Source organism: Duganella flavida (assembly GCF_009857445.1).
Taxonomy (GTDB): Bacteria; Pseudomonadota; Gammaproteobacteria; order Burkholderiales; family Burkholderiaceae_D; genus Rugamonas; species Rugamonas flavida.
Window position 1 is genome coordinate 1 of record NZ_WWCN01000078.1, and the last position, 255, is coordinate 255.

The 255-nt window shown below is 52.5% G+C and carries 1 rRNA gene; it reads right to left on the reverse strand.

Going from position 1 to position 255, the window contains the following annotated elements:
• Positions 1 to 255 (reverse strand): 16S ribosomal RNA (locus GTP46_RS30520); the annotation flags it as partial.

The window sequence follows — 255 nt, forward strand, 5'->3', positions numbered from 1 at the left end:
CGGTTTGTCACCGGCAGTCTCATTAGAGTGCTCTTGCGTAGCAACTAATGACAAGGGTTGCGCTCGTTGCGGGACTTAACCCAACATCTCACGACACGAGCTGACGACAGCCATGCAGCACCTGTGTACAAGTTCTCTTTCGAGCACCCTCCAATCTCTCGGAGGTTCTTGCCATGTCAAGGGTAGGTAAGGTTTTTCGCGTTGCATCGAATTAATCCACATCATCCACCGCTTGTGCGGGTCCCCGTCAATTCC